The 26,775-nt window shown below is 71.6% G+C and carries 25 protein-coding genes; 20 read left to right on the forward strand and 5 right to left on the reverse strand.

All coding sequences use genetic code 11. The annotated features are described in order from the left end of the window. Positions 1-175: 175 nt before the first annotated feature. The 8 genes from MILUP08_RS12910 (at position 176) to MILUP08_RS12945 (ending at position 7,836) form a co-directional block, all read left to right on the forward strand. Complete coding sequence (locus tag MILUP08_RS12910; RefSeq protein ID WP_007458250.1) at positions 176-937, forward strand: ABC transporter ATP-binding protein; 762 nt, start codon at positions 176-178, stop codon at positions 935-937. Then, complete coding sequence (locus tag MILUP08_RS12915) at positions 924-1,616, forward strand: ABC transporter ATP-binding protein (RefSeq protein WP_007458252.1); 693 nt, start codon at positions 924-926, stop codon at positions 1,614-1,616. The genes MILUP08_RS12910 and MILUP08_RS12915 overlap by 14 nt, the downstream gene beginning before the upstream one ends. Before the next feature lie 51 nt (positions 1,617-1,667). After that, entirely contained in the window at positions 1,668-2,918 is a 1,251-nt protein-coding gene (locus MILUP08_RS12920) for an ABC transporter substrate-binding protein (protein ID WP_007458253.1), read from the forward strand. After that, the gene (locus MILUP08_RS12925; protein ID WP_007458255.1) at positions 2,915-3,796 is read left to right on the forward strand and encodes a branched-chain amino acid ABC transporter permease; all 882 of its coding nucleotides are present in this window, start codon (positions 2,915-2,917) and stop codon (positions 3,794-3,796) included. Before MILUP08_RS12920 ends, MILUP08_RS12925 begins: the two co-directional genes overlap by 4 nt. Next, a complete protein-coding gene (locus MILUP08_RS12930) occupies positions 3,793-4,806 on the forward strand; it encodes a branched-chain amino acid ABC transporter permease (RefSeq protein ID WP_007458257.1) in 1,014 nt (337 codons plus the stop codon). The genes MILUP08_RS12925 and MILUP08_RS12930 overlap by 4 nt, the downstream gene beginning before the upstream one ends. Before the next feature lie 76 nt (positions 4,807-4,882). Continuing rightward, positions 4,883-5,527 carry a hypothetical protein gene (locus tag MILUP08_RS12935; RefSeq protein WP_007458259.1) on the forward strand — a complete coding sequence of 215 codons (645 nt, stop codon included), beginning with the start codon at positions 4,883-4,885 and terminating at the stop codon, positions 5,525-5,527. 121 nt (positions 5,528-5,648) lie between these two features. Next, on the forward strand, positions 5,649-7,217 hold the full coding sequence (locus MILUP08_RS12940; protein ID WP_007458261.1) for an MFS transporter: 1,569 nt from the start codon (positions 5,649-5,651) through the stop codon (positions 7,215-7,217). A gap of 10 nt (positions 7,218-7,227) precedes the next feature. Next, a complete protein-coding gene (locus MILUP08_RS12945) occupies positions 7,228-7,836 on the forward strand; it encodes a TetR/AcrR family transcriptional regulator (RefSeq protein WP_007458262.1) in 609 nt (202 codons plus the stop codon). Positions 7,837-7,915: 79 nt separating this feature from the next. Here MILUP08_RS12945 and MILUP08_RS12950 read toward each other — a convergent pair whose 3' ends face one another. Next, positions 7,916-9,835 (reverse strand): helix-turn-helix domain-containing protein, encoded by a 1,920-nt coding sequence (locus MILUP08_RS12950; protein WP_007458265.1) that lies wholly within the window; start codon positions 9,833-9,835, stop codon positions 7,916-7,918. A 14-nt stretch (positions 9,836-9,849) separates the two neighbouring features. Then, positions 9,850-10,632, reverse strand: a complete 783-nt coding sequence (locus tag MILUP08_RS12955) for a 3-hydroxybutyrate dehydrogenase (RefSeq protein WP_007458266.1) — start codon at positions 10,630-10,632, stop codon at positions 9,850-9,852. A gap of 320 nt (positions 10,633-10,952) precedes the next feature. On the opposite strand from MILUP08_RS12955, the gene ruvC reads away from it, so the two are divergent. From ruvC to MILUP08_RS12995, 8 genes are all read left to right on the forward strand, one after another. Next, the gene (gene ruvC, locus MILUP08_RS12960; protein ID WP_007458268.1) at positions 10,953-11,480 is read left to right on the forward strand and encodes a crossover junction endodeoxyribonuclease RuvC; all 528 of its coding nucleotides are present in this window, start codon (positions 10,953-10,955) and stop codon (positions 11,478-11,480) included. After that, positions 11,477-12,079 carry a Holliday junction branch migration protein RuvA gene (gene ruvA / locus MILUP08_RS12965; RefSeq protein WP_007458269.1) on the forward strand — a complete coding sequence of 201 codons (603 nt, stop codon included), beginning with the start codon at positions 11,477-11,479 and terminating at the stop codon, positions 12,077-12,079. Before ruvC ends, ruvA begins: the two co-directional genes overlap by 4 nt. Positions 12,080-12,107: 28 nt before the next feature. After that, positions 12,108-13,175, forward strand: a complete 1,068-nt coding sequence (ruvB, locus tag MILUP08_RS12970) for a Holliday junction branch migration DNA helicase RuvB (RefSeq protein WP_007458271.1) — start codon at positions 12,108-12,110, stop codon at positions 13,173-13,175. A gap of 138 nt (positions 13,176-13,313) precedes the next feature. Beyond that, positions 13,314-13,652 carry a preprotein translocase subunit YajC gene (yajC, locus tag MILUP08_RS12975; RefSeq protein ID WP_007458273.1) on the forward strand — a complete coding sequence of 113 codons (339 nt, stop codon included), beginning with the start codon at positions 13,314-13,316 and terminating at the stop codon, positions 13,650-13,652. Positions 13,653-13,928: 276 nt separating this feature from the next. Continuing rightward, positions 13,929-15,836 (forward strand): protein translocase subunit SecD, encoded by a 1,908-nt coding sequence (secD, locus tag MILUP08_RS12980; RefSeq protein ID WP_007458275.1) that lies wholly within the window; start codon positions 13,929-13,931, stop codon positions 15,834-15,836. A 1-nt stretch (position 15,837) separates the two neighbouring features. Beyond that, on the forward strand, positions 15,838-17,031 hold the full coding sequence (gene secF, locus MILUP08_RS12985; protein ID WP_007458276.1) for a protein translocase subunit SecF: 1,194 nt from the start codon (positions 15,838-15,840) through the stop codon (positions 17,029-17,031). A 106-nt stretch (positions 17,032-17,137) separates the two neighbouring features. Further along, entirely contained in the window at positions 17,138-17,704 is a 567-nt protein-coding gene (locus MILUP08_RS12990) for an adenine phosphoribosyltransferase (protein WP_007458278.1), read from the forward strand. Between the two features lie 168 nt (positions 17,705-17,872). Then, positions 17,873-20,401, forward strand: a complete 2,529-nt coding sequence (locus MILUP08_RS12995) for a RelA/SpoT family protein (RefSeq protein ID WP_007458279.1) — start codon at positions 17,873-17,875, stop codon at positions 20,399-20,401. Between the two features lie 69 nt (positions 20,402-20,470). Here MILUP08_RS12995 and MILUP08_RS13000 read toward each other — a convergent pair whose 3' ends face one another. Further along, positions 20,471-21,310, reverse strand: a complete 840-nt coding sequence (locus tag MILUP08_RS13000; RefSeq protein ID WP_007458281.1) for a peptidylprolyl isomerase — start codon at positions 21,308-21,310, stop codon at positions 20,471-20,473. A gap of 60 nt (positions 21,311-21,370) precedes the next feature. After that, entirely contained in the window at positions 21,371-22,249 is an 879-nt protein-coding gene (locus MILUP08_RS13005) for a peptidylprolyl isomerase (protein ID WP_007458282.1), read from the reverse strand. Between the two features lie 267 nt (positions 22,250-22,516). Here MILUP08_RS13005 and MILUP08_RS13010 point away from each other — a divergent pair, with 267 nt between their 5' ends. The 3 genes from MILUP08_RS13010 (at position 22,517) to MILUP08_RS13020 (ending at position 25,642) form a co-directional block, all read left to right on the forward strand. Beyond that, positions 22,517-23,227 carry an MBL fold metallo-hydrolase gene (locus tag MILUP08_RS13010; protein ID WP_007458284.1) on the forward strand — a complete coding sequence of 237 codons (711 nt, stop codon included), beginning with the start codon at positions 22,517-22,519 and terminating at the stop codon, positions 23,225-23,227. A gap of 73 nt (positions 23,228-23,300) precedes the next feature. Further along, positions 23,301-24,629 carry a histidine--tRNA ligase gene (gene hisS / locus MILUP08_RS13015; RefSeq protein ID WP_007458286.1) on the forward strand — a complete coding sequence of 443 codons (1,329 nt, stop codon included), beginning with the start codon at positions 23,301-23,303 and terminating at the stop codon, positions 24,627-24,629. 71 nt (positions 24,630-24,700) lie between these two features. Further along, the gene (locus MILUP08_RS13020) at positions 24,701-25,642 is read left to right on the forward strand and encodes an acyl-ACP desaturase (RefSeq protein ID WP_007458287.1); all 942 of its coding nucleotides are present in this window, start codon (positions 24,701-24,703) and stop codon (positions 25,640-25,642) included. Between the two features lie 118 nt (positions 25,643-25,760). Here the strand turns inward: MILUP08_RS13020 and MILUP08_RS13025 are convergent, their stop codons facing one another. Beyond that, positions 25,761-26,273 carry a PaaI family thioesterase gene (locus tag MILUP08_RS13025; RefSeq protein WP_007458288.1) on the reverse strand — a complete coding sequence of 171 codons (513 nt, stop codon included), beginning with the start codon at positions 26,271-26,273 and terminating at the stop codon, positions 25,761-25,763. A gap of 55 nt (positions 26,274-26,328) precedes the next feature. On the opposite strand from MILUP08_RS13025, the gene MILUP08_RS35860 reads away from it, so the two are divergent. Then, positions 26,329-26,775 (forward strand): winged helix-turn-helix transcriptional regulator (locus MILUP08_RS35860; RefSeq protein ID WP_039905910.1); only part of this gene is annotated, 447 nt, incomplete at its 3' end.

Consider the following 26,775-nt stretch of genomic DNA (forward strand, 5'->3'; position numbering starts at 1 on the left):
CGGTCAAGTCGGCGGGACGGGGGAGTGGAGTCCGGGCACGTCCTCCGCCTGTCGAATATGGATGCCATCGACATGGCTCGACTCGCGCGGCCGGTCGTAGGTTTCCTCCACGCGACGGGCCTGTGACCGCGGTCACCGAATCGACCGTCGCCGCGACCGTGCGGAGGATGAGGCGATGGCCGGGCAAGCGCTCCTGTCGGCCCGCGGGCTGACCCGGGACTTCCGGGGCTTCCGGGCGGTCGACGAGATCGACCTGGACGTCGCGCCGGAGAGCGTCCACGCGCTCGTCGGCCCGAACGGCGCCGGCAAGACCACCCTGTTCAACCTGCTCACCGGGTTCCTCCCGCCCAGCGGCGGGCGGATCGAGCTGGCCGGACGGGACATCACGGGGCTGCCGCCGGAGCGGGTCGCCCGGCTCGGCGTGGCCCGCTCCTTCCAGATCACCAGCCTCTTTCCGCAGCTGTCCGCCCGCGAGCACGTCGCGCTGGCGTTGCAGTCGTCGAGCGGACTGGGCTGGCGGTTCTGGCGGTCGGCGAAGCTGCTGGACCGCTACACCGAACGGGCCGACGAGCTGCTGGCCATGGTGGGGCTGGCCGAGCTGGCGCAGGCCCCGTCGGCGGCGCTGGCGTACGGCCGCAAGCGGGCCCTGGAGCTGGCCATCGCCCTCGCGCTGGACCCGAAGGTGCTGCTGCTCGACGAGCCGACCGCGGGCATGGGCCTGGAGGACGTCGACCGGACCGTCGAGCTGATCAGTCGGGTCCGCGCGGGCCGGACCGTGGTGCTTGTCGAGCACAACATGAGCGTGGTCGGCCGGCTCGCCGACACCGTCACCGTCCTGCAGGCCGGCAAGGTCCTCGTCGAGGGCCCGTACGAGCAGGTCCGCGCCGACGAGCGCGTGATCACCGCCTATCTGGGAGCCGCCGATGCTGCGCGTTGAGAACCTGTCCGCCTTCTACGGCGAGGCGCAGGTGCTGCGGGAGGTCAGCCTGGAGGTCTCCGCCGGCGAGGTGGTCACCCTGGTCGGACGCAACGGCGCCGGCAAGTCCACGCTGCTGCGCTGCGTGATGGGGCTGCACCCCGGCCAGCGCGGCACGGTGACGCTTGACGGGCGGGACATCACCGGGCTGCCGGCGCACAAGCGGGCCCGCCTGGGGCTGGGCTGGGTGCCCGACGACCGGGGCAGCTACGCCACCCTGACCGTCACCGAGAACCTCACCCTGCCGCCCACTGTCGGTCCCGACCCGTGGCCGCTGGAGCGGGTGTACGAGGCGTTCCCCGCCCTGCACACCCGGCGCGACTCCGCGGCCACCATGCTCTCCGGCGGCGAGCAGCAGATGCTCGCCCTGGCCCGGGTGCTCCGGATGGGGGCGCGGCTGCTGCTCTGTGACGAGCCCACCGAGGGGCTGTCACCGCTGCTCGTGCAGCAGGTCGGCGACCTGCTGCGGGAGGCCAAGCGGCACGGGGTGACAGTGCTGCTGGTCGAGCAGAACCTGCACTTCGCCACCGGCGTCGCCGACCGGCACTACCTGCTGGCCGAGGGACGTGTCGCCGAGGCGATGGACAACTCCGAGGTGCGCTCGCGCGAACGCGAGCTGCTCGCGTACCTCGGGATCTGATTCTTTTCGACGACGAGCCGCGCGACGGCGCGCGGCATGGATGGAGTGGGCATGCGCAGGACGGTGGGTGTGGCCGCGGCGTCGGCCGCGGTGGTGCTGGTCGCCGGTTGCGGCGGCGGTGGACCCCAGTCGGGCGGCGATCAGAAGCTGACCGGCGACAAGATCGTGCTGGGCGTGCTCAACGACCAGTCCGGGGCGTACTCGGAGTTGTCCGGCAAGAACTCGGTGACGGCTGTGGAGATGGCCATCGCCGACTTCACCGCGAAGTACGGCGACAAGGCGGTGACCAGGAACATCACCGTGGAGACCGCCGACCACCAGAACAAGCCGGACGTGGCCAACTCCAAGGCCCAGGAGATGTACGACCGCAAGGGCGTCGACCTGATCCTGGACGTGCCCACCTCGTCGGCGGCGCTGAAGGTGGCCGACGTGGCCAAGGAGAAGAAGAAGCTCTACTTCAACATCGGCGCGGCGACCACCGACCTGACCGGCAAGAGCTGCAACAGGTACACGTTCCACTACGCGTACGACACGTACATGCTTGCCAACGGCACCGGGAAGACCACCACCGAGCAGATCGGCAAGAACTGGTACATCCTCTACCCGAACTACGCGTTCGGTCAGGACATGGAGAAGAGCTTCTCCACCGCCATCACGGCGGCCGGCGGCACGGTGGTCGGCAAGGACGGCGCGCCGTTCCCGAACACCAGCGGCGACTTCTCCACCTTCCTGCTCAAGGCGCCGACGCTGAACCCGAAGCCGGACGTGCTGGGCACCATGCAGGCCGGCGCGGAGCTGGTGAACGTCGTGAAGCAGTACAACGAGTTCAAGCTGCGCGACAAGGGCGTGGGTCTGGCGGTGGGGCTGATGTTCCTCACCGACATCCACTCGCTCACCCCGGCCGCGCTGGCGGGCACCACGTACACCGACGCCTGGTACTGGAACTTCGACGCCAAGAACCGGGAGTTCGCCGACCGCTTCCAGCAGAAGGCCGGCACCCGGCCGACCTTCGCGCACGCGGCCAACTACTCGGCGGCGTTGCAGTACCTGGAGGCCGTGCAGGCCGCCGGCACCGACGACGCGGACACCGTGGTCAAGGGCCTGGAGGGCAAGACGGTCGAGGACGTCTTCCTGCGCAACGGCAGGATCCGCGCCGAGGACCACCGGGTGGTGCACGACGCGTACCTGGCCCAGGTGAAGCCGCAGTCCGAGGTGGCCGAGCCGTGGGACTACGTGAAGGTGCTCAAGACGATCCCCGCCGCGGAGGCGTTCCGCGCGCCGTCAGCGGACTGCAAGCTATGAGTGGTTTCGCGCAGAACACCTTCAACGGGCTGGTGAGCGGGGCGTTCTACGCCCTGCTCGCCCTCGGGCTCGCCGTCATCTTCGGCATGCTGCGGGTGGTCAACTTCGCGCACGGCGCGTTCTACATGCTCGGGGCGTTCGGCGCGTACGTGCTGCTCAGCGAGGCGGGCGTGCCGTTCTGGGCGGCCCTGGTGATCATGCCGGTGGGGCTCGGGCTGCTCGGCATGGCCCTGGAACGCGCGGTGATCCACCGGCTGACGAAGCTCGATCCGCTCTACAACTTCCTGCTCACCTTCGGCCTGACGCTGATCCTGCAGGACCTGGTGAAGCTGCGCTACGGCGTGCAGTCCAGCCCGTACGCGACCCCCGCGCTGTTGGACGGGACCGTGAACTTCGGCCTGTTCGACTTCCCGACGTACCGCGTGTTCATCCTCGGCTTCGCGGTGCTGCTCTGCGTGGCGGTGTGGTGGGTGCTCACCCGGACCCGGATCGGCATGGTCGTCCGCGCGTCCACCGAGCGTCCCGACCTGACCCGGGCGTTCGGGATCGACGTCGGACGGTGGGTGACGCCGGTCTTCGGCTTCGGCATCGGTCTGGCCGGGCTCGCCGGCGTGCTGGCCGCGCCGATGCGCGCCGTCAACCCGCTGATGGGCACCGACCTGATCATCGTGGTCTTCGCGGTGGTCGTGATCGGCGGGCTGGGCTCCATCTTCGGCTCGGTCGCCGCCGGCTTCGGCATCGGCCTGGTGCAGGCGTGGGGTGAGGCGTACCTGTCGAACTTCCCGATCGTGTCGCAGACGATCGTCTTCGTGGTGATGGCCGGCGTCCTGCTCTGGCGTCCGGCCGGGCTGTTCGGTCGTGAGGAGGCCCCGGCATGACGAGCACCGTGGACACCGCCGCCGACGCGTCCCGCTCGACGCCGCCGTCCGGGCTGGTCGCCGTGGCCCACGCCCCGGGCTGGGTGCGGTACGCGCTGCTCGCCGTCGGGCTGGCCGTCGCCGTCTGGCTGCCCAACGGCCTCTACCCGGCGGTCGCGGTGGACATCCTCTGCTGGGCGCTGTTCGCCGTGGCGGTGGACCTGCTGCTCGGCTTCACCGGGCTGATGTCCTTCGGGCACGCCGCGTTCTGGGGCGCCTCGGCGTACGTCACCGGGTTGGTGGCCATCCACGCCGGCCTGCCGTTCCCGCTCGCGGTGCTGGCCGGAGCGCTCGCCGCGGCCCTGCTCGCCGTGCCGATCGGCTACCTGGCGGTCAAGCGGACCGGCATCTACTTCGCCATGGTGACCCTCGCGTTCGCGCAGATGGTCTACTACGTGGCCAACGAGTGGCGCTCCGTGACGCAGGGGGAGAACGGCCTGCAGGGGGTGCCGCGTTCGTTTCCCGGCCTGGATCTGACCGACGACTACTACTTCTACTACGCGATCCTGCCGATCGTGCTGCTCGGGCTGGCCGCCGCCTGGCGGATCGTGCACTCACCGTTCGGCCGGGTGCTCGTCGGCATCCGCGACAACCCGGCGCGCGCCCGTGCCCTGGGCTACCCGGTGCACCGCTACAAGCTCACCGCGTTCGTCCTGTCCGGGTTCATCGCCGGCCTCGGCGGCGGCCTGTTCGCGGTCGGGCACCGGTTCGTCTCGCTGGACGTGCTGCACTGGACCACCTCCGGCAAGGCGGTCATCGTGGTGGTGCTCGGCGGGATCGGGACGCTGTGGGGCGGGGTGCTCGGCGCCGCGATCGTCGTACGCCTGGAGGACTGGCTGTCGTTCTCCGGCTTCGAGGCGATCGGCCTGGTCACGGGCGGCATCTTCGTCCTCGTGGTGGTGCTCTTCCGGCGCGGCATCTGGGGCAGCGCCGCCGCGCTGGCGCGCCGGCTGGCGCTGCGCCGCAGGTAAATTCCGGCGGGGCGCATCCGTCGCGCGCGGTCGCGGCGAACCCCCGGGTAGAGAACGTCTACCCGGGGGTACGTCTGTGCTGACCGAGCCGATGCTTGCCGCTCCGATGCCGCCCGACGCGGTGCAGACCGCGCTCAAACGGGTCTCGCTGGCGGCCGAGGACCTGGACGGGAACCGTGTCGCCACGCTGACGCGGGAGTTGGCCGCCGAGTGGGGCGTGCCGGCGCTCTGGGAGCAGGTCTGCCGGCCGCTGCTGGCGCTGTCGTCGGGGCGCGGCGCCGCCGAGATCGCCGTCGAGCACGCCCTGTCCGAGGGTGTCCGGACCGGTCTGGACGTGTACCGCCGCGAGCCCGGCCGCTCCCTGCCCGTCGGCGGGGTGCTGCTGGCCGGCGCCGAGCAGGAGGCGCACTCCCTCGGCCTGCACGCGCTCGCCGCCGCCCTGCGGGAGCGGGGGCGTGGCTGCCTGCACCTGGGACCCGCGCTGCCCTGGCCCGCCCTGACCAGCGCGGTGCGCCGGGCTTGCCCGCACACGGTCGTGCTCTGGTCGCAGACGCCGGTCACCGGCCGCGCGTACCGCCTGGTGCGCTTCGCCCGGGACTTTCCCCACCTGCGGGTGTACGGCGCGGGGCCGGGCTGGATCGAGCCGCTGGCCGCGCCGGTGGGCCATCTGGACGGATTGCCCGCCGCGGTCGCCGCCTGTCTGGCGGCTCAGCGAACGTGATGCCCGCCACATACGATACGGATCGGTTCCGTATCGTTAATAGTCGCCCGTAGGCTGTCCGCGTTACGAGACTGGCCCGTATCGTATTGCGCGACGGGTGCAACCGGGGGGAGAACCGGGCATGGAACTGCACGAGAACACGGGACACCCGAGGAGGTGGGCGATCCTGGGGGTGCTGGTGATCAGCCTCCTCGTCGTCGTCCTCGACAACACGATCCTCAACGTCGCCCTGCGCACACTGGCCGACCCGGTGCACGGCCTCGGGGCCAGCCAGGGCGAGCTGGAGTGGTCCATCAACTCCTACACGCTTGTGTTCGCCGGGCTGCTGTTCACCTTCGGGGTGCTCGGCGACCGCGCCGGCCGCAAGCGCTTCCTCATGATCGGGCTGGCGCTGTTCGGCCTGGCGTCACTGCTCTCCGCGTACGCGGACAGCCCCGCCCAGCTCATCGCGGCCCGCGCCCTGATGGGGGTCGGCGGCGCGGCCATCATGCCGGTGACGCTCTCGATCATCTCCAACGTGTTCGACCCGCGTGAGCGCGGCCGGGCCATCGGCGTGTGGGCCGGCGCGGTCGGCCTGGCCGTGGCGATCGGCCCGATCCTCGGCGGCACGCTGCTGGAGCACTTCTGGTGGGGCTCGGTCTTCCTGATCAACGTCCCGGTGGTCGTCGCCGGCGTGGTCCTGGTGGCGCTGCTGGTCCCCGAGTCGCGTGACCCGCGCCCCGGCCGCGTCGACCTGCTCGGCGTCCTGCTCTCCGTGGTCGGCCTGGTGGCCCTCTCCTACGGCATCATCGACGGCGGCGAGCACGGCTTCGACCGTCCGGTGGCCTGGGGCTCGATCCTGGTGGGCCTCGCCGTGCTGGCCTGGTTCGTCCGGCACGAGCTGCGCTCCGAGCACCCGTCGCTTGACGTCCGGCTGTTCAAGGTGCCCCGGTTCGCCGCGCCCGTGGCGATCGTCGGCCTGGTGTTCTTCGCCGCGATGGGCGTGATGTTCTTCAGCTCCTTCTACCTGCAGCTGGTGCGCGACTACAGCCCGCTGCAGACCGGCCTGCTCTTCCTGCCCTTCGCCGGTGCGCAGCTGATCTTCGCGCCGCGCAGCGCCGCGATGGTCCGCCGCTACGGCGGTCGGGCGGTCGCCGCCGTCGGGCTGGGGCTGACCGTGGTGGCACTTGCCGCGTTCGCCTTCATCGGCGCGTCCACCCCGATCTGGATCGTGCTTCTCGTCTTCTTCATCCAGGGCGTCGGGATGGCCAACATCATGCCGCCGGCCACCGAGTCCATCATGTCGGCGCTGCCCCGCGAGAAGGCCGGCGTGGGCTCCGCGGTCAGCAACACCGTCCGCCAGGTGGCGGGCGCGCTCGGCGTGGCGGTCCTCGGCTCGGTGCTCTCCGCGGTCTACCGCAGCGACGTGGGCGACGCGCTGACCGGCCTGCCTGCCCAGGCCCGCGACGCCGCCAACGAGTCGATCTCCGGGGCGTACGCGGCGGCCGGAAACCTCGGCCCGGGGGCACCGACGCTGATCTCGGCGGCCAACGACGCCTTCGTCACCGCCATGCACTGGGCGGCGGCGCTCTCCGCGATCGTCGCGGCCCTCGGCATGCTTGTGGTGCTGCGGTGGATGCCGGGTCGCGACGCCCTGGCTCCGGCGTCGGCGGCACCCGCCGCCGAGCCCGAGTTGGCCGGGACGGCCTAGGTTCGGGACGATGTCCGACATGACGTCAACTGCCGATGCTCCGCGGTCGCCCGGGCGACCGCGGAGCCTCCGCGCCGACGAGGCGATCATCGAGGCGACCCTCGACCTGCTCGCCGAGGGCAGCACCATCGAGGCGCTCTCGATCGAGGCGATCGCCAGCCGTGCCGGGGTCGGCAAGGCCACCATCTACCGTCGCTGGGCCGGCAAGGACGCCTTGCTCCTGGACGCGCTGCGCCGGCTCAAGGGCATCCTGCCGCAGCCGGAGGGGCACTCGCTCCGGGACGACCTGATCCTGCTGGTCGGCGCCATCGGGAAGAACGTCGACCCGCGGGCGTCGAAGATCATGCCCTGCCTGGTGCCGGAGGTGAACCGCAGCCCGGACCACTTCCGCCTGTACCAGAACATCATCTCCCCGCGCCGCCAACTCATGCGCGAGGTGCTGCGACGGGGCATCAGCGAGGGTCTGCTCCGGCCCGACATCGACATCGAGGTGACCATGGCGTTGCTCACCGGGCCGATGCTGATCCAGCGGGTGTTGCAGTGGAACCCTGAACTGGACGAGCAGACCCTGCCGGAGCAGGTCGTCGACGCGGTGCTGGCGGGCATCCTGACCCGCTGACCCGGCCCACCGGGCACGGACCGACCGGTCCGTGCCCGGTGCGCCCGGCCTGGCGGGCGGTGGCTGCGCCGATCCGCGGTCAGGCGTTCGACGCGCGCAGGCGGTGCAGGCGCAGCGCCAACTGCACCTCCAACGCCCGCTCGGGCCGCTGCCAGTCGGCGCCGAGCAGTTGCCCGACCCGCTCCAGCCGCTGGGTCACCGTGTTGACGTGCACGTGCAACTGCTCGGCGGCCCGGGCCAGGCTGCCACCCACCCCGAAGTACGCCTCCAACGTCTTCACCAGCGCCGTCCCGCGCCGGGCGTCGTAGTCCACCACCGGCCCGACCGTGACGGTGAGGAACTGGGCCACGTCCCTCTCACCCCGGTCACCGACCGTGCCCAACAGCAACCCGACGAAGCCCAGCTCCGCGGTGCTCGCGCCCTGACCGGCTCGGCCCAGCGCGCCCAGCGCCGTCAGGCAGCGGTCCGCCTCGTGGAACGTCGCGGCCAGCGTCCCCGGCCCGGTCGACGGGCCGCTCGCTCCGGCGGTCACCGGCCGGCCCGTCACCCGCGACAGGTCCCGAGCGACCGCGCGGGCACTGCCACCGGCGTCCTGGCCGGGCAGCATGAGGACCACCCGGCCGTCGCGCGCCGCGGCCAGACCACCGCGCGCCGAGGCGTACGTGGTGGCCCAGGAGAGCACCCGCTGTCGGGCCGAGCCGGTCGCCGCGATCGCGTCGTCGCCCACCGCCACCAGCACGTGCGGCGCGTCCAGGTCCACGCCGAGCCGACGGGCCCGGCTGCGCAGCGCGTCGGTGTCGCGCAGCGGCCGGGCGATCAGGTCGTCGAGCAACTCGCCACGGACCCGCCCCTCCGCCTCGGCCACGGTCCGGCGGAACAGCAGCAGCAGCGCGGTCACCAGCGCGGCCCGCTCCAGGATCCGCTGGTCGGCGTCGACCAACTCGTCGTCGGGACGCAGCACCAACGCGCCCAGGTTCTCCGCGCCGGCCACCACCGCCGCGTACCAGAGCGGGCCGCGACGCACGCTGCGTCCCTCCGTACGCGACGCGGCCACCGCCTCGACGATGTCCGCCCGGTCCGGTTCGTCGATCTCGCCCACCCGGGCCAGCAGGCGGCCCTGCGCGTCCAACGCCAGCAGCGCCCCGCCGAGCACCTCGGTCACCGCCGCCGCCACGTCCTCCACCCCGCCGCCGCGCAGCACCAGCGCCGTCATCCGGTCGTGCGCCGCCGCGGCCCGCTCCACCGAGCTGCTGTGCGCCCGGATGGTGGTGTTCGCCGCCGACAACTCGGCAAGCGCCGAGCGGGTCTCGGCCAACAGCCGGGCCGTGTCGATCGCCACCGCCGCGTGCGCGGCGAGGGAGACCAGAAGCGCGACCTCCTCCCGGGCGAACGGTCGGGCGGAGCGGTTGGCCGAGTAGAGCACCCCGATCGAGGTGGAGCCGAGGCGCAGCGGCACCCCGAGGATCGCCACCAGGCCCTCCTCACCCACGCCGGCGTCGATCTCCCCGGTGTGGTGGAAGCGCGCGTCCTCGCCGTAGTTCGCGGTGACGTACGGGGCCCCGGACTGGGCCACCAGCCCACCGAGACCGGCGCCCATCGGCAGCCGCAGCCGCTGGAAACGGGCCGACACGGACCCGTCGGTCACCCGCATGTAGGTGTCGCCGCGCTCGTCGTCGTTGAGCGTCATGTACGCCACGTCGGCGCCGAGCAGGTTGCGGGCCCGGTGCACGATCGCCCGCAGCACGTCGTCCAGGTCGCGCAACCCGGCCAGGTCGCTGACCGTGTCGTACAGGCCGGACAGCTCGGTCTCCCGGCGGCGGCGGCGCTCCAACAGCGCGCGAACCCGCAACGCCACCGTCTTGGCCTGCTCCAGCTCGGCCAATCGGTCGGCGGGCATCCCGGCGGCGCGCGCGGCCACCAGCGGGCCCTCGAACTCCACCGCGGCGGCCTCGCGAGCGAGCAGTTCGAGGAACTCCACCGGCGACGACATGGTCGACATTGTGCTCAGGCCCACTAGTTGGCCGTCCAGCCCCCGTCGAGCGCGATCGACGCGCCCGTGATGAAGGCCGCCGGCGGCGCGCAGAGGTACGCCAACAGCTCGGCCACCTCCTCCGGCTCGATCAGCCGCTTGATGGCGGCCCGGGCCAGCATGACCTTCTCGATCACCTCGGCCTCGCCGATGCCGTGGCTGGCCGCCTGGTCGGCGATCTGGCTCTCCACCAGGGCGGTCCGCACGTACGCCGGGTTGATGCAGTTGGCGGTCACCCCGTGCGCGGCGCCCTCCAGCGCCACCACCTTCGACAGCCCCTCCAGGGCGTGCTTCGCCGAGACGTAGGCAGCCTTGTACGGCGACGCGCGCAGGCCGTGCACCGACGAGATGTTGACGATCCGGCCCCAACCCCGGGCGTACATGTGCGGCAACGCGCGGCGGATCAGTAGGAACGGCGCCTCCACCATCACCCGCTGGATGTACTCGAAGCGCTCGACGGGGAAGTCCTGCAGCGGCGCCACGTGCTGGAGCCCGGCGTTGTTCACCACGATGTCCACGTCCACGTCGAGCGCGTCCACGGCCGCCGCGTCGGCCAGGTCCACGCCCTCGGCGCGTCCGCCGACCTCGGCGGCCACCGCCTGGGCCGCCTCCAGGTTGCGGTCCACCACGAGCACCGTGGCGCCGGCCGCGCCCAACCGCAGGGCACAGGCCCGCCCGATGCCGCTGCCGCCCCCGGTGACCAGGGCGGTCCGACCGGCGAGGTCGACCTGTACGACGTGGGGGACCGCCACGGGTTCTGCCGTCATGGCGCAAGAAGTTACGAGCTGTGTGCCCTGCGGCACATGGGGCAGCGACACATACTCCGTACCACTGCTGTGTGGCCCACTCGCCCCCCACCACCCGCTCCGCCCCCGTCCCGCCACGCCGGTGTCCGTCGTCAAGATCCGCACAAGATCAGGGATGTTGCTGTCTCTCGCCTGTCGGAGGCAGCAACATCCGGAAAGTTGCGTAGATCAGGGCGAGGGCGAGGGGCGCGGGGCGAGGGCGTGTCCCGTGGGGCCGGTGGGAAGGGCGGCAGTTAGGGTGTCGAACACACGTACTGCTGACGGCTGGGGGAGGGGGCGGCGTGCGGGTGCTGGGGGTCGACCCGGGGTTGACGCGGTGTGGGGTGGGCGTCGTCGAGGGCGTGCCCGGTCGGCCCTGCACGCTCGTCGCCTACTACGTGGTCTACACCGACCCGGCCGACGACCTGGCGCTGCGCCTGCTGCACCTGGACCGGTCGCTGGCCAAGCTCGTCGCCGAGCACGAGCCGGAGAGCGTCGCCGTCGAGCGGGTGTTCAGTCAGCACAACGTCCGGACGGTGATGGGCACCGCGCAGGCCAGCGGCATCGCCGTGCTGGCGGGGGCGCGGGCGGGGCTGCCGGTGCAGACGTACACGCCCAGCGAGGTGAAGGCGGCGGTGACCGGTTCCGGTCAGGCCGACAAGGCGCAGATGACGGCCATGGTGACCCGGCTGCTGCGGCTTGACGAGCCACCGAAGCCGGCCGACGCCGCCGACGCGCTCGCCCTGGCCATCTGTCACGTGTGGCGCGGCGGCACCCGTTCCAAGCTGGCCGCCGCGGCCGACCGGGCTCGACGAGGAGGAGCACGATGATCGCCAGCGTGCGCGGCACGGTGACCGCGACGGGTCCGGATCTGGCCGTGATCGAGGTCGGGGGTGTCGGCCTGGCCGTGCACTGCGCCCCCGGGACGCTCGCGGAGCTGCGGGTGGGGCAGCCGGCGCGGCTGGCGACCAGCCTGGTGGTCCGGGAGGATTCGCTGACCCTCTACGGTTTCGCCGACGACGACGCCAAGGCGCTGTTCGAGCTGTTGCAGACCGCCAGCGGGGTCGGCCCACGACTGGCCCAGGCCGTGCTCGCCGTGCACACGCCGGACGCGGTGCGCAAGGCCATCGCCAACGCCGACACCGCCGCGCTGACCCGGGTGCCCGGGATCGGCAAGAAGGGCGCCGAGCGCCTGGTGCTCGAGTTGCGGGACCGGATCGGTCCGGTGTCGATCGGCGCCGACGGGGTGGGCGGCGTGACCGGCGGCGCCTGGCCCGATCAGGTACGGCAGGCGCTTGTCGGTCTGGGCTGGACGGCCGGGCAGGCCGACCAGGCGGTGGCGGCCGTGGCGGAGAGCATCGACGGCGAGACCCCGCCGGTGCCGGTCCTGCTCAAGCAGGCCATCCGCCTGCTGGGTCGGACCCGATGACCGCCGGCCCGCGACGGGAGGCGGCACGGTGAGCGATACCGACGGGCTCGTCTCGGCGTACGTCAGTGATGCCGACCGGGACGCGGAGGCGACGGTGCGGCCCCGGCGGCTGGCCGAGTTCATCGCCCAGGACCGGGTGCGCGATCAGCTCGACCTGTTGTTGCAGGGCGCCATGCGGCGGGGGTCGCCGCCGGATCACATCCTGCTCTCCGGGCCACCCGGGTTGGGTAAGACGAGTCTGGCGAACATCGTCGCCGCGGAGCTGGGCGCGGGCATCCGCGTGACAAGCGGCCCGGCGATCGAGCGCTCGGGTGACCTGGCGGCCATCCTGACCAGCCTCGGTGAGGGCGACGTGCTCTTCATCGACGAGATCCACCGGATCGCCCGGCCGGCGGAGGAGCTGCTCTACAGCGCGATGGAGGACTTCCGGGTCGACGTGGTGGTCGGCAAGGGGCCGGGGGCGACGGCGATCCCGCTGGACGTCGAGCCGTTCACGCTTGTCGGCGCGACCACCCGCTCGGGTCTGTTGACCGGGCCCATGCGGGACCGGTTCGGCTTCGTCGCGCACCTCGACTTCTACGCCCCGGCGGATCTGGAGACGCTGCTGCACCGTTCGGCGCGCATCCTCGGGGTGCCGATCACCGCCGACGGCGCGGCGGAGATCGCCGGCCGGTCCCGGGGTACCCCCCGGATCGCCAACCGGCTGCTGCGCCGGGTCCGCGACTACGCGGAGGTCCGGGCCGACGGTGTGGTCACCGTGGGCACCGCCCGCAAGGCCTTGACGGTGTACGACGTCGACGCGCTGGGTCTGGACCGGCTGGACCGGGCGGTGCTGACCGCGCTCGTGGACTCGTTCCGGGGTGGTCCGGTCGGGTTGTCCACCCTCGCCGTGGCGGTGGGGGAGCAGCCGGACACGGTCGAGGAGGTCTGCGAGCCGTTCCTGGTGCGCGCCGGTCTGCTGGCCCGGACCCCGCGGGGCCGGGTGGCCACGGAGGGTGCCTGGCGGCACCTGGGGCGTACTCCACCGAATGGTACATTTGGGATGGATGTCCCGTCTGCGCCCGATCTGTTCTCCCTGGATGCCGATCAGCCGTGATGTGAACGTGATCTGTGCCGCATTCGGTGTTCTCAGGTGCAGGGATTAGACTTCGCCGCGGTCTGTACAGGATGTGAGAATCCGCCTCCGCTCCGGCACCCTCGTGCCGGAGAGGTGGCCAATGGGAAGGCAGTAACCGTGCAATACCTTGCAGCGGGTGGTGGGGCCGGCGGCTTCACGCCGATCCTGATGATCGTCCTGCTCTTCGGCGTCATGTACTTCATGATGATCCGTCCGCAGCAGAAGCGTCGCCGCGACGCGGAGGCCATGCAGTCCGGGCTGGGTCCGGGCGACGAGGTCGTCACCATCGGCGGGCTCTACGGCACGGTCACCGGCGTCGAGGACGACGCCGTCCTGCTCGAGATCGCTCCGGGCGTGCAGACCCGCTACGCCCGGCCGGCCATCGCCCGGGTGGTCACCCGCGCGGAGCTGCCGAGCGAGCCGGTCACCGAGGACGCGGACACCGTCAAGGACTGATCTGCCCACCGGGCGACGGTTCTGGCGTACGGCCAGGCGACCGGCGCTCGGAGCCACCGCGCCCGACGGGGCAGCGGACGCGACGTGAAAACTGGATAGTTGGGTCGACGCCGGGCATCGGCACGTTCCCGTGACCGTCGGCGTCCCACGCCGGCGCGTCCGGCCAGCGTGCCGGCACCCCCGCCGGCCAGGTCAGACCCGTTGGCCGGGACCCCCGGCCCGACACTCGCCGCCGCCGCGCGCAGCGGCGCGACCGTACAGGGAGACAGGACAACCGTGGCACCACCTCAGGGACAGATGCGGCCCGGCCGGCAGCTCGCCGTGCTCGGGTTCATCTTCGTCGTCCTCTATCTTTTGGTGTTCTTCTCGGGCGGCGCCAGCGGCAGCTTCAAGGACCGGCTTGAGCCCAAGCTCGGCCTGGACCTGATCGGCGGCACCCGGATGACGCTGGAGGCGACCAACAACGTCGACGGCAAGCCCCCGACTGCCGAGAACCTTGAGGAGGCCCGGCAGATCATCGAGAACCGGGTCAACGGGCTCGGCGTGGCCGAGGCCGAGGTGGTCACCGAGGGCAACCGGAACATCGTCATCTCCCTGCCCGGTGAGAACCGGAACCTCGACGAGGTGGGCAGCGCCGCCGAGCTGCGCTTCCGCAAGGTGCTCAAGGCCGCCGACGGCAGCGGGACGGCCGCCGCGCCGCCGGCCGCCACGGCGGCCCCGCCGGGCAGCGTCACCCCCTCCGGCGCCCCCTCGGCTATCCCGTCGGGCAGCGGCGCGCCGAAGGTGAGCCCGTCGGCCAGCGGTGGGCAGGGAGGGATGGCGCCCGCGCCGTCCGCCAGCGCCACGCCGACCCCCGCGGCCTCTGCCTCGGCTTCGGCGAGTGCCGCCGCGCCGTCCGCCAGCGCCGAGCCGGTGTCGGCGAGCGTCGAGGAGCAGCGCAAGGCCGTCGAGCAGAAGGTCGGTGCCGCCGCCTGGCAGGCCGCCAGCGCTCTGCAGGCCCCCGCCGACCTGAGCGCCGACCCGTCGCTGGGCGACAAGCTGAAGCCGTTCAGCGCGCTGTCGCCGCAGGAGGTCGCCGTACTGCCGGCGCAGATGCAGTTCAACGTGCCGACGATCGGCTGCGCGCAGCTCGACAAGCGTCCCCCGGCGTCGATCTCCGACGCCAAGCAGCAGGTCGTGTCCTGCGAGGGCGGCGCCTCGAAGTACCTGCTCGACCAGGCCAAGGTCGAGGGCACCGACGTGGACGACGCCGACGCGGTGCTCGACCAGACCAACGCCTGGGTGGTCAGCCTCGACTTCACAGGTGACGGCCAGGCCAAGTGGACCGCGTTGACCCGCGAGGCGTTCACCAACGAGGGCCAGGCCTGCGACGCGAGCGCTCTCGGTCAGGACGGCAAGTGCCGCGTGGCCGTCGTGCTGGACAACGAGATCGTCTCCTCCCCGGAGATCCAGGGTGTGCTGACCGGCAACTCCCAGATCACCGGCAGCTTCAACCAGAAGGACGCCAGCGCGCTCGCCAGCCAGCTCCGCTACGGCGCGCTGCCGGTGACCTTCAAGGCGCAGGAGTCGCAGAACGTCACGGCGACCCTGGGCGCCAGCCACCTGCGGGCTGGTCTGCTGGCGGCCGGCATCGGCATGCTGCTGGTCATCATCTACGCGTTCTTCTACTACCGGCTGCTCGGCTCGGTGATCTTCCTGAGCCTGATCCTGTCCGCGCTGCTCGTCTTCGGCGCGCTTGTGGTGCTCGGCCGACAGATCGGCTTCACGCTCACGCTCGCCGGCATCGCCGGCATGATCGTCTCGCTCGGTGTGGCGGCGGACTCGTTCGTCATCTACTTCGAACGACTCAAGGACGAGATCCGGGAGGGGCGCAGCCCACGCAGCGCGGTGCCCCGCGCCTGGATCCGCGCCCGCCGGACGATCATCTCGGCCAACGCGATCACCCTGCTCTCCGCGGTGGTGCTCTACGTGGTGTCGGTCGGCACGGTCAAGGGCTTCGCGTTCGCCCTCGGCCTGGCCACGGTGCTGGACCTGGTCGTGGTCTTCCTCTTCCGGCACCCGATCATGACCATGTTCGCCCGGACCCGGGCGTTCCTGTCCCCGCGGGTCAGCGGCCTGGGCCGGGCGCTTCCGGCCCGCAGCCAGCAGACTCAGCCCCGCAACCCGCGCGCCAAGGAGGCCTGAGATGGCTCAGAACGGTTTGGCGAGCCGCCTCTACAACGGCGAGGCCGGTCTCAACGTCGTCGGTCGGCGCAAGCTCTGGTTCGGCGTCGCCGGGATCCTGATCCTGATCGCGATCCTGAGCGTCTCGATCCGCGGGTTCAGCCTCGGCATCGAGTTCGCCGGCGGTAACTCGTTCCAGGTGCCGGCAAGCGTCGGCACCCTCAACCAGGCCGAGGAGCAGGTCAACGGCGCGCTCGCGGCCGAGGGTGGCGGCGCCGAGGTGGTGACCGCGCAGAAGGTCGGCGGCACCGGCGGCGACTCGTACGAGCTGCGTACCAGTCAGCTCAGCGCGGAGCAGACCACCGCGGTCAAGGCCGACATCGCCAAGCGGTTCGGCATCAGCGCGGACCAGATCAGCGGCAACCAGGTAAGCGAGGCGTGGGGCAGCCAGGTCACCTCGCGGGCGGTGCTCGGTCTGGTCATCTTCATCGCGCTGGTGATGGTCTATCTGATCCTGCGCTTCGAGTGGCGAATGGCGGTCGCCGCGGTGGCGTCGCTGTTCACGAACCTCATCCTCACCGCCGGCATCTACTCGCTTGTCGGCTTCGAGGTCACGCCGTCGACGATCATCGGTTTCCTCACGATCCTGGGCTTCGCGCTCTACGACGTGGTGGTGGTCTTCGACAAGGTGCAGGAGAACACGCGGGGCATCACCGCCAACAACAACATGACGTACGGCGAGGCGGCCAACCTGGCCGTCAACCAGAGCCTCATGCGGTCGCTGAACACCTCCGTGGTGGCCCTGCTGCCCGTCGGTGGTCTGCTCTTCATCGGCGCCGGTCTGCTCGGCGCCGGCACGCTGAAGGACCTCGGCCTGGTGCTGTTCGTCGGTATGGCGGTGGCGTTCCTGACCTCCATCCTGGTGGCGACGCCGCTGCTGGCGCTGCTGAAGAACTACGACCCCCGCATCCAGGCGCACAACAAGCGGGTGCAGGCCCGTCGTGGCACGCTGGGCCGTGGCGAGGTCGTCGGCAAGGGCGCCCCGGCCCCGGTCGAGGGCGAGGTGGCCGACGCGCCGCTCGATCCCGACTCCGCCGCGCTGGCCGGCGCCGCCCCGAAGGTGGGCGCACGGCCGGCGGGCAAGCGGCCGACCGGCGCCCGGGGTGGTCGCCCCGGCGGCGGCGGTAACCGGCCGGGTGGCGCCAAGCGGCGCTGATCGGCCCCCGGGGCCGACCCGGGAGGAAACGCCCGAACGGCGTCCGGCATGCTGTGCGAGCAGCATCGCCGGACGCCGTCGTCGTTGGAAGGGAAGCGGAACAGCCGTGACGGAGACCCACAGCACCGCGGCGCGCGGGGACAGCGGCCCGGAGGCCGCCCGGTTGGTGGCCAGCCGGGTGCTGGACGTGCCGGACTTTCCCAAGCCGGGTGTCCTGTTCAAGGACCTGATGCCGCTGTTCGCCGACGGGAAGGCGTTCCGCGAGGTGGTCGACGGGATCGTCGCGTACCACGGGCGGGACGGCTTCGACGTGGTGGTGGGCATCGAGGCGCGCGGGTTCGTCGTCGCGGCGGCCGTCGCGTACGCGGCCGGGGTGGGCGTGGTGCCGGTGCGCAAGGCCGGCAAGCTGCCCCGCCCGGCGCACTCGGTGTCGTACGCCCTGGAGTACGGCGAGGCGACCCTGGAGGTGCACGAGGACGCCTTCACCGCCGGCCACCGGGTGCTTGTCGTCGACGACGTGCTGGCTACCGGCGGCACCGCGGAGGCGACGCTTGACCTCGTCGAGCGGGCCGGCGGGACGGTCACGGGCTTCACCGTGCTGCTGGAGCTCGGCTTCCTGGGAGCGCGCGAGCGGCTGGCCCCACGACCGGTCCATGCCCTGCTGACCGTTTGATCCCGGCCCGTCGGGCGGAGGTCACGCCGACCGTCCGGCGGAGCGGCACCCGACCGTCCGTGCGGGTAGCATTGCCCTTTGCTGACGCCGGCGGTACACCGTCCGGCGACGCGAGATCAGGCCGGCCGATGTTCGGCCGGTGTTTTCCGGCGAGCGGTGAGGAGGCCGGTGTCCCACGATGTCGTCCCTCCGGCGGAGGGCACGGTGCACCCGACAGGCGACGCTGACGGCTCGGTGACCGACCGGAACGGCGACGCGCCGGCCCGGGTGACGGGCACCGACAACGGCTCCGGCAGGGCTCCTGCCGACGGCGCGACGGCTGCGACCGAGGTCACGGCGAGCGCCCCCACCGAGGCGTCCCCGGGCGCCGACGGGGTCGTTGTCCCGTTCCCGACCGACTCCGGCGTCGACCCGTCGCCGAGCGGTGGCTTCGGGTTGTCCAACGCGCCCACCGGGCGGCGGGTGCGCGCCCGGCTGGCCCGGTTCAACGCGCCCTGGCAGACCTCGCAGGTCAGCGAGGTGCTTGAGCCGCTGATCGCGAGTCACCGGGAGAACCACCCGAAGGCCGACGCGCGGCTGCTGCAGCGCGCCTTCGACACGGCCGCGCGGTGGCACTCGGGGCAGTACCGCAAGTCCGGCGACCCGTACATCACCCACCCGCTCGCCGTCGCCACCATCCTGGGCAACCTGGGGATGGACACCACCACGCTCGTCGCCGCCCTGCTGCACGACACCATCGAGGACACCGAATACACCCTCGACGCGATGCGCGCCGACTTCGGCGGCGAGGTCGCCCTGCTTGTCGACGGCGTCACGAAGCTGGACAAGGTCAAGCTGGGCGACGCGGCCAAGGCCGAGACGATCCGCAAGATGGTCGTGGCGATGGCCAAGGACCCGCGGGTGTTGGTGATCAAGCTGGCCGACCGGCTGCACAACATGCGGACGTTGACCTTCCTGCCCCGCCCCAAGCAGGAGCAGAAGGCCAAGGAGACGCTGGAGATCCTGGCGCCGCTGGCCCACCGGCTCGGTATGAACACGATCAAGTGGGAGCTGGAGGACCTGGCCTTCGGGACCCTGTTCCCGAAGCGCTACGAGGAGATCAACCGGCTGATCGGGGAGCACCAGCCGCAGCGGGAGTCGCTGCTGCGGCAGGTCACCCAGAAGGTCGGCACCGACCTGAAGGCCGCCAAGATCAAGGCGGAGACGACCGGTCGGCCGAAGCACCTCTACTCGATCTACCAGAAGATGATCGTGCGGGGTCGCGACTTCAACGACATCTACGACCTGGTCGGCGTCCGGATCCTTGTCGACACCGTGCGGGACTGCTACGCGGCGCTCGGCGTGATCCACGCCAACTGGCAGCCGGTGCCGGGGCGGTTCAAGGACTACATCGCCATGCCCAAGTTCAACATGTACCAGTCGTTGCACACGACCGTCATCGGGCCCACCGGCAAGCCGGTGGAGATGCAGATCCGCACGTACGCGATGCACCGCACCGCCGAGTTCGGCATCGCCGCGCACTGGAAGTACAAGGAGCACAAGGGCACCCAGATCGTCGGCCCGCCGGCGCACATCGACGAGATGACCTGGCTGCGGCAGTTGCTGGACTGGCAGCGGGAGGCCGCCGACCCGAGCGAGTTCCTCGACGCGCTGCGCTTCGACCTGTCCAGCCAGGAGGTGTACGTCTTCACCCCCAAGGGTGACGTCATCCCGCTGCCGACCGGGTCGACGCCTGTGGACTTCGCGTACGCGGTGCACACCGAGGTGGGGCACAAGTGCATCGGCGCGCGGGTCAACGGCAAGCTGGTGCCCCTGGAGTCGACGCTGTCCAACGGCGACGTGATCGAGATCTTCACGTCGAAGTCGGAGACGGCCGGCCCCACGCAGGACTGGCTGGGCTTCGTCAAGAGCCCGCGCGCCCGGACGAAGATCCGCCAGTACTTCAACAAGGAGCGGCGCGAGGAGGCGATCGAGGCCGGCAAGGACGCGATCGTCAAGGCGATGCGCAAGCAGGGCATGCCGTTGCAGCGGATGCTCACGTCCGACGCGCTCATGTCGATCGCCCGGGACCTGCACCTCGCCGACGTGGCGTCGCTGTACGCGGCGGTCGGCGACAGTCAGGTCTCCGCGCAGTCGGTGGTGCAGAAGCTGATGGCCGCGTACGGCGGCGAGGAGGGCGCGGCGGAGGACATCGCCGAGACCGCCGTCGCCACCCGGCCGCCGCGCAGCCGGCAGAGCAGCAGCGACCCCGGCGTGGTGGTCCGTGGCGTCAGCGACGTCTGGATCAAGCTGGCCCGCTGCTGCACCCCGGTCCCACCGGACTCGGTGTTCGGCTTCGTCACCCGCTCCGGCGGGGTGAGCGTGCACCGCGACGACTGCGCCAACGCCGAGGACCTGCGGGCGCAGGCCGAGCGGGTCGTCGAGGTGAGCTGGAAGCTCACGTCCGCCTCCACGTTCCTGGTGGCGATCCAGGTCGAGGCACTGGACCGGCACAAGCTGCTCGCCGACGTCACCCGGGTGCTCTCCGACGAGCGGGTGAACATCCTGTCCGCGACGGTCACCACCACCCGCGACCGGGTGGCGGTGAGCCGGTTCAGCTTCGAGATGGCCGACCCGAAGCACCTGGGCCACCTGCTGGCCACCGTCCGCAAGGTCGACGGGGTCTTCGACGCGTACCGGGTCACCTCGGGCGCCTGAGCCCCGTACCCCACACACGAGAGCGCCCGCCGGCTCAGCCGGCGGGCGCTTCGTCGTCTCGTGCGGGTGTCAGCCCTGCGGCGCGCTCATCGTGAGGTCGGTGATCACGACCTCCTTCTTCGGGTGGCCGCCACCGGCCTGCTGGGCGAACGCCCCGTCGTCGCCGGCCTTGGCCACGTCCTTGACGATGTCCATGCCGCCGGTGACGGTGCCCAGCACCGTGTACGCCGGGTCCAGCGGCGAGTCGCCGTAGACGATGAAGAACTGGCTGCCGGTCGTGCCCGGATCCTGCGACTTGGCCATCGCGATGACGCCCTCCGGGTACGGCGGGCGCTTGTCGGTGGGCAGGTTCTCCTCCGCCATCCGGAAGCTCGGGCCACCCGTACCGTCGGTGTCCCGCCAGCCCTTGCCGGTGGCGCTCGGGTCACCGCACTGCAGCACCTTGATGCCCTCGGTCACCAGGCGGTGGCACTTGGTGTTGTCGAAGAAGTTCTTCTCCGCGAGGAGCGAGAAGGCTCCCGCCGTGCAGGGCACCTTCGACCGGTCGACCTTCGCCGTGATCGGGCCCAGGTTGGTGGTGATCGTCATGGTCTGCACGCCCGTGGCCGACTGCTGGTTGCTCGGCACCCCGACGTCCTTGATCTGCGGGGGCCGCTGCTCGGAGGGCATCGCGGTGTAGGCGCACTCGGACGCGCCGGGCGCCGACGCGGCGTTGCCGGCCTTGTCGTCGTCGCCGCCGAGGGTCGTGGCCAGCCAGACGGTGCCGGCGACCACGAGCACCAGCACGGCGGCCGCGCCGACGATCGCCCGCGTCTGGCGGCTCTTGCGGGCCTTGGCCGAGCGCTCGGCCATCTCCTTCTCGAGTCGGGCGCGTGCCGCCGCGCGCTGCCGCTCTCTGGTGGACGTCACGCCTGGATCCTCCTGGCTGTTTGCTGTGGGGTGCCGCTCGGGTGGGATGGGGCCGACCGGTCAGCCGGCGCTCGGGCTGGTGGCCGGTGCGCCGGACGTGGCCGGTGCCGCGCCGGTGACCGGCTCGCCGACCGTGAGGCTCTGGATCACCACGTCGGTCTTGGGCTTGACCTTGGCCCCGGTCCCATTGTCCACGGTCGGCTGGGCGCCGATCTTCTCCACCACGTCGAGTCCACCGGTCACCTTGCCGATCACCGGGTACTTCGGGTCCGTGGTCGTGAAGTCCTTGAAGAAGATCAGGAACTGGCTGCCGTTGGCGCCCGGCGGGTTGGAGATCATCGCCACAGTTCCCTTGGGGTACGTCGGCGGCTGACCGGGCGCCGGGGTGGCCGACGGCGAGGCCGACGGCACGGTCGGCACGTCCTCGTCGTAGAACGAGTAGGTCGGCCCGCCGAGGCCGGTGCCGCTCGGGTCACCGCAGCGCAGCGCGCCGTCGGCGGTGATCTCGTGGCACTTGGTGTTGTCGTAGAACGACCGGCTGGACAGGTGGGCGATGCTCGCCGCGGCGCACGGGGAGTTGGCCAGGTTCAGCTCGGCGGTGATCGGCGCGCCCTGGTTGGTGGTGACAGTCATCGCCCGGGTGCCGTCGGTCGGCAGGTCCTTGGTCGCCGGCGTGCCCACGTCCTTGAGGTTGGTGTTGGCGCTCGCGTCCTGCGGCGTCCAGAGGCAGGTGTCCCCGGCTGCCGTGTCCTTCTTCGGGTCGGAGTCGAACGCCCCGAGCGCCCAGGCCGAGCCGGCCACGATCACCGCGAGGACCAGGAAGGCGCCGACACCGGCCTGGATCTGCCGGCGGCGCCGCGTGGCGGCGGCCCGGCGAGCCATCTGCCGGTCGAGCTTGGCCCGCGCCAGTTTGCGCTGCCGGTCCCTGCTGGAAGCCACAGGTGCTCCCCTTTCCTCTGCCTGGTCGTCACCGGCGGCCGGGTACCCCGGCCCGTCCGGGCGTCGCGTGTGCCACGCCACACGCCCGCCAGAGTGTACGGCTAGTGACTGGGAATGTGGTGTACGAGGTCCACCCCGCCGTCAGCAGCCCATATCGTGCGATGTCACTGTGTCGGATGGGGCCTCGGGGGCGGACGCGGCAAACGCCCTCGCGCCGCCGGTTAGGCTGCTGGGCAGGACGACAGCTCGACGGAGAGGACAGCGCCCGTGCTCGTGGCCGGCTTTCCCGCGGACGCCTTCGGCACCAACTGCTATGTGGTCGCCACCGCGCCGGGGGAGCAGTGCGTGGTGGTCGATCCCGGCATCGGGGTGCTCGACCAGCTCGACGCGCTGCTCGCCGAGCACCGCCTGCATCCGGCCGCCGTGCTGCTCACCCACGGCCACCTGGACCACACGTTCTCGGTGGCGCCGGTCTGCGGCGCGCGCGGGATCACCGCGTACGTGCACCCCGGCGACCGGGAGATGCTCGCCGACCCGGCCAAGGGCCTGTCGACCGACCTGACCTCGCTCTTCGGTGGTCGGCTGACCTACACCGAGCCGGAGGACGTGGCCGAGCTGACCGACGGCGCCACCCTCACGCTCGCCGGCCTGGAGATCGCCGTCGACCACGCCCCGGGCCATACCGGTGGGTCGGTGCTGTTCCGGCTTCCCGGCGCCGGGTCGGGCTGGGAGGCCGACGAGATCTGCCTCTCCGGCGACGTCCTCTTCGCCGGCTCGATCGGCCGCACCGACCTGCCCGGCGGCAGCATGCCGGCGATGCTCACCAGCCTGCGCGACAAGATCCTCCCGCTGGCCGACGACACAGTCGTGCTGCCCGGCCACGGGCCCGGCACCACCATCGGCCGTGAGCGCGTCAGCAACCCGTACCTCATCGAGGTGGCCGGCACGACGCCTGCCGCTCCCACCCGGGGCCTCTAGATCTTTCGTCCGCGCCGCGCGCGGACCCACGACACCGCCGCGCCGCGGGCGCGGGATCGCAAGGAGTACGCCGATGAGCAAGCCCACGCCCATCTCCGGTTTCCCGGAGTGGACCCCCGGTCAGCGGATGATCGAGCAGTTCGTGCTCGACAAGATCCGGAACACCTTCGAGCTGTACGGGTTCGCGCCGCTGGAGACCCGCTCCGTGGAGCCGCTGGACCAGTTGCTGCGCAAGGGCGAGACCTCCAAGGAGGTCTACGTGATCCGGCGGCTGCACGCCGACGCCGAGGGGTCCGGTGGCGACGACCAGCTCGGCCTGCACTTCGACCTGACCGTGCCGTTCGCCCGCTACGTGTTGGAGAACGCCGGCAAGCTGACCTTCCCCTTCCGCCGCTACCAGATCCAGAAGGTGTGGCGGGGCGAGCGGCCGCAGGAGGGGCGCTACCGGGAGTTCGTCCAGGCCGACATCGACATCGTCGACCGGGACACCCTGGCCCCGCACCACGAGGGGGAGATGCCCCTCGTGATCGGGGACGCGCTGCGCGCCCTGCCGATCCCGCCGGTGACCATCCAGGTCAACAACCGCAAGATCTGGGAGGGCTTCTTCCGGGGCATCGGGGTGACCGACCCGGAGGCGGCGCTGCGCACCGTCGACAAGCTCGACAAGATCGGCCCGGCGAAGGTGGCCGAGCTGCTGGCCGAGACCGCCGGGGCGAGCGAGGCGCAGGCCAAGGCGTGCCTGTCGCTGGCCGAGATCTCCGCGCCGGACCCCTCCTTCGCCGACGCCGTACGCGCGCTCGGGGTCAGCGACCCGCTGCTGGACGAGGGCATCGACGAACTGGTCGGGGTGGTGCAGACCGCCGCCGAGCACGCGCCGGGTCTCTGCGTGGCCGACCTGCGCATCGCCCGTGGCCTGGACTACTACACCGGCACCGTCTACGAGACCCAGCTGCGCGGGTACGAGCGGTTCGGGTCGATCTGCTCGGGCGGCCGCTACGACAACCTGGCCAGCGCCGGCGCGACGTCGTACCCCGGGGTGGGCATCTCGATCGGCGTGACCCGGCTGCTCGGGCTGCTCTTCGGCGCGGGAGAGCTGTCGGTCTCCCGTTCGGTGCCCACCTGCGTCCTGGTGGCCCTGGCCGACGAGGAGCACCGCCCCGCCAGTGGCCGGATCGCGTCGGCGCTGCGCCGGCGGGGCATCGCCACCGAGGTGTCCCCGAGCGCCGCGAAGTTCGGCAAGCAGATCCGCTACGCCGAGCGGCGCGGCATCCCGTACGTCTGGTTCCCGGGGGCCGACGGCGCGCCGGACGAGGTGAAGGACATCCGCTCGGGTGAGCAGGTCACGGCCGACGCCGAGGAGTGGGCGCCGCCCCGGCAGGACCTGAAGCCGGCGATCGGTTGAGTGTCACGACTGGCGCGTACGGCCGCGGGGACCTACGGTAGCGTAAGTTACGCCACCGTAGGGAGTTACTCGTGACCGTGAGCACCACACTGAGCCAGACCGCCCTGCTCGTCGAGCTGGAGCCGGTAGTCGCGCGCAACCTGGACCGCCACCTCTCGCTCGCGAAGGAGTGGTTCCCGCACGAGTACGTGCCGTGGAGCGAGGGTCGCACGTTCGACGGGCCGCTCAACGGTGAGGCGTGGTCGCCGACCGACTCGACCATCCCGGACGTCGCCCGCACCGCGCTCATCGTGAACCTGCTGACCGAGGACAACCTGCCCTCGTACCACCACGAGATCGCGACCCTGTTCGGCCGCGACGGCGCGTGGGGCACGTGGGTGCACCGGTGGACCGCGGAGGAGGGCCGGCACGGCACCGCCATCCGCGACTACCTGACCGTCACGCGGGCGGTGGACCCGGTGGCGCTGGAGCGCGCCCGGATGACCCACATGTCCGCCGGCTACGTCAACGTGCACGACGACGAGGTGCTGCACTCGCTGGCGTACGTCTCGTTCCAGGAGCTGGCCACCCGCATCTCGCACCGCAACACCGGCAAGGCCACCGGCGACCCCGCCTGCGAGGCGCTGCTGGCCCGGGTCGCGGCGGACGAGAACCTGCACATGGTCTTCTACCGCAACCTGCTCGCCGCCGCCTTCGAGCTGGCCCCGAACCAGGCCATGCGGGCCGTCGCCGACGTGGTGGCCAACTTCCAGATGCCGGGCAACGGCATCGACGGCTTCGCCCGCAAGTCGGTGGCGATCGCCCTCGCCGGCATCTACGACCTGCGCCAGCACCGCGACGAGGTGCTGCAGCCGGTGCTGCGCCAGTGGGACGTCTTCAACGTGACGGGCCTCGACGCCGACGGCGAAGCCGCCCGCGAACAGCTGGCAGCCCAGCTCGACGCGCTGGAGAACGCGGCGGCCCGCTTCGAGGAGAAGCGCGACGCCCGAGCAGCCCGCCTAGCCCTCCGCTAACCCCCCCACCCCCACCCCCACCCCCCACCCCCTGGCGCCTGTTGATCATGAGGTTGGCGGTTCATTCGATCTCTGAATCGTCCGTCAACCCCATGATCAGCGCGAATGTGGGGGTGGGTTAGGCGGGGTTGAGGGGGAAGAGGAGGCAGGTGCTTGTCGCGTGGGCGATCAGGCGGTTTCCCGCGTCCGTCAGGCGGGCCTCGGCCAGGGCCGTGCGGCGACCGCGTTGCAGCACCGTGCCCTCGCAGCGCAGCGTGCCGCTGTCGACGGTGACCGGGCGCAGGAACTTCACGTTCAGATCCAGCGAGGTGTAGCCGACCCCGGCGGGCAGCGTGGTGTGCACGGCACAGGCGGCGGCGGTGTCCAGCAGGGTCGAGATGACGCCGCCGTGGACGGTGCCCAGCGGGTTGTAGTGGAACTCCTGCGGGACCAGCTCGACGGCGACCCGCCCCTCGTCGGCCTCCATCCGCGCCATGTCGATCAGGTGCATCACCGGGGGTGCGGCCAGCTCTCCGGCGATCATCGCGCGGAGCAGGTCGATGCCGCTGCGCCGACCGATCTGCGCGGCGTTGGCCGCCGGGTCGGACCAGGTGAAGGTACGGCTGCGCGCCGGCTCCTGGGTCTGTGTCATGGACGCAGCGTGGCAGCCCGTTGCTGAGTCTGTCAATGAGACCTAGCCTGGTCGGATGACACCCGCGGCACTTGACTGGTCGGTGGAGAACTGCACCATCGCCCGCGCGATGGAGATCCTCGGTGAGCGGTGGACCATGGTGGTGCTGCGCGAGGTCTTCAGCGGCGTACGACGCTTCGACGACATGCGGGTCCGCACCGGGATTCCGCGTCAGGTCCTCACCAACCGGCTGGCCGTGCTCGTCGAGCGGGGAGTGCTGCGTCGTGAGCCGTACCGGGAGCCCGGCAGCCGGCTGCGCCACGAGTACCGGCTGACGGAGAAGGGTCTGGCCCTCTGGCCGGTGCTTGTCGCCGTGCTCGGGTGGGGTGACCGGTACCTGGCCGACGCCGAGGGTTCGGCGCTCAGTGTCGGGCATCGTGACTGCGGCGCCCCGGTGCGCGTCGAGCTGCGCTGCGCCGACGGGCACACGGTGGACGATCCGCGCGACGTGCTGCCCCGCCCG

Origin of the sequence: Micromonospora lupini str. Lupac 08, from assembly GCF_000297395.2 — a bacterium.
GTDB lineage: Bacteria > Actinomycetota > Actinomycetes > Mycobacteriales > Micromonosporaceae > Micromonospora > Micromonospora lupini.

Excerpts from the sequence above, each read along its gene's own strand:
- MILUP08_RS12910 (WP_007458250.1), top strand. The coding sequence starts at position 176 with ATGGCCGGGCAAGCGCTCCTGTCGGCCCGCGGGCTGACCCGGGACTTC.
- MILUP08_RS12915 (WP_007458252.1), top strand. The coding sequence starts at position 924 with ATGCTGCGCGTTGAGAACCTGTCCGCCTTCTACGGCGAGGCGCAGGTG.
- MILUP08_RS12920 (WP_007458253.1), top strand. The coding sequence starts at position 1,668 with ATGCGCAGGACGGTGGGTGTGGCCGCGGCGTCGGCCGCGGTGGTGCTG.
- MILUP08_RS12925 (WP_007458255.1), top strand. The coding sequence starts at position 2,915 with ATGAGTGGTTTCGCGCAGAACACCTTCAACGGGCTGGTGAGCGGGGCG.
- MILUP08_RS12930 (WP_007458257.1), top strand. The coding sequence starts at position 3,793 with ATGACGAGCACCGTGGACACCGCCGCCGACGCGTCCCGCTCGACGCCG.
- MILUP08_RS12940 (WP_007458261.1), top strand. The coding sequence starts at position 5,649 with ATGGAACTGCACGAGAACACGGGACACCCGAGGAGGTGGGCGATCCTG.
- MILUP08_RS12945 (WP_007458262.1), top strand. The coding sequence starts at position 7,228 with ATGTCCGACATGACGTCAACTGCCGATGCTCCGCGGTCGCCCGGGCGA.
- MILUP08_RS12950 (WP_007458265.1), bottom strand. The coding sequence starts at position 9,835 with ATGTCGACCATGTCGTCGCCGGTGGAGTTCCTCGAACTGCTCGCTCGC.
- MILUP08_RS12955 (WP_007458266.1), bottom strand. The coding sequence starts at position 10,632 with ATGACGGCAGAACCCGTGGCGGTCCCCCACGTCGTACAGGTCGACCTC.
- ruvA (WP_007458269.1), top strand. The coding sequence starts at position 11,477 with ATGATCGCCAGCGTGCGCGGCACGGTGACCGCGACGGGTCCGGATCTG.
- secF (WP_007458276.1), top strand. The coding sequence starts at position 15,838 with ATGGCTCAGAACGGTTTGGCGAGCCGCCTCTACAACGGCGAGGCCGGT.
- hisS (WP_007458286.1), top strand. The coding sequence starts at position 23,301 with ATGAGCAAGCCCACGCCCATCTCCGGTTTCCCGGAGTGGACCCCCGGT.
- MILUP08_RS13025 (WP_007458288.1), bottom strand. The coding sequence starts at position 26,273 with ATGACACAGACCCAGGAGCCGGCGCGCAGCCGTACCTTCACCTGGTCC.